The sequence below is a fragment of the Pseudomonas sp. NPDC089530 genome (genome assembly GCF_050280705.1).
In the GTDB taxonomy this organism is placed as follows: Bacteria; Pseudomonadota; Gammaproteobacteria; order Pseudomonadales; family Pseudomonadaceae; genus Aquipseudomonas.
Window position 1 is genome coordinate 1 of record NZ_JBNNVU010000215.1, and the last position, 1,289, is coordinate 1,289.

At 56.9% G+C, this 1,289-nt stretch carries 1 protein-coding gene and 2 pseudogenes; all 3 read right to left on the reverse strand.

The genetic code is table 11. From position 1 onward, the window contains the following. The coding region (gene atpG / locus ACQKQA_RS30365) for a F0F1 ATP synthase subunit gamma (RefSeq protein WP_427564804.1) at positions 1–750 on the reverse strand (750 nt) is incomplete at its 3' end. 50 nt (positions 751–800) lie between these two features. Beyond that, positions 801–1,193 (reverse strand): annotated as a pseudogene (locus tag ACQKQA_RS30370) (F0F1 ATP synthase subunit alpha); the annotation flags it as partial. Further along, positions 1,171–1,289, reverse strand: a pseudogene (locus ACQKQA_RS30375) (efflux transporter periplasmic adaptor subunit); the annotation flags it as partial. The pseudogenes ACQKQA_RS30375 and ACQKQA_RS30370, both read right to left, overlap by 23 nt.

Below are 1,289 nucleotides of genomic sequence, written 5' to 3' on the forward strand. Positions count from 1 at the left end.
GGTAGCGTTCTTCATCGCGATCATCCGAGCAGCTTGTTCAGCCGCGTTGTTCTCGACCACCGCCTGGTAGACCTGCGACTCCACGTAGCGAACCATCAAGCCGTCGAGCAGCTCTTTGGCGTCCGGTTCGTAGAGATAGTCCCAGTGGTGCTTGAGTTCTTGATCCGGGGTTGCCACCAGCGGAATCAACTGCTCCACCGTAGGCTGTTGCGTCATGGTGTTGATGAACTTGTTGGACACCACGGACAGGCGGTCAATCCGGCCGTCCAGGTAGGCATCCAGCATCACCTTGACGCTGCCGATCAGATCGTTGATCGACGGCTCTTCGCCCAGGTGGCTGATTGCAGCGACGACGTTACCGCCGAAGTTACGGAAGAAAGCCGCACCTTTGCTGCCAACCACGCACAGATCGATCTCGACGCCATTTTCGCGGTTTACCGCCATGTCCTTGACCAAAGCCTTGAACAGGTTGGTATTCAAACCACCGCACAGACCACGGTCACTGCTCACCACGATATAACCGACGCGCTTGATTTCACGGTCGATCATGAACGGGTGGCGATATTCCGGGTTGGCGTTGGCCAGATGACCAATAACCTGGCGGATGCGCTCCGCGTAAGGACGGCTAGCAGCCATGCGCATTTGTGCCTTGCGCATTTTGCTGACCGCCACTTTTTCCATGGCGCTGGTAATCTTTTGCGTGCTTTTGATGCTCGCAATCTTACTGCGAATCTCTTTTGCGCCTGCCATGTAACACCTATCAGGTTAGCAAGCGGGAGCCTCGCGGCCCCCGCTGCGGCTTACCAGGTTTGGGTGGCCTTGAACTTCTCGATACCGGCTTTCAGGCCAGCGTCGATTTCGTCATTGAAGTCACCCTTCACGTTGATCTTCGCCATCAAATCGGCGTGATCGCGGTTGAAGTAAGCAATCAGCGCTTGTTCGAAGCTGCCGATCTTGGCGATTTCGACGTCAGTCAGGAACCCACGCTCAGCGGCATACAGCGACAGCGACATGTCAGCGATGGACATCGGCGCGTATTGCTTCTGCTTCATCAGCTCGGTAACGCGCTGACCGTGTTCAAGTTGCTTACGGGTCGCTTCGTCCAGGTCAGAAGCGAACTGGGCGAATGCCGCCAGTTCACGGTACTGAGCCAGAGCGGTACGGATACCACCGGACAGCTTCTTGATGATCTTGGGTGGTTTTCAGGTTGGTCTGGGCGATATCCAGCTGCGCCTGGGCACCGACACCGCGGTCGAACAGTTGTTGCTGGCGCTGCGCATCGGCCTGGG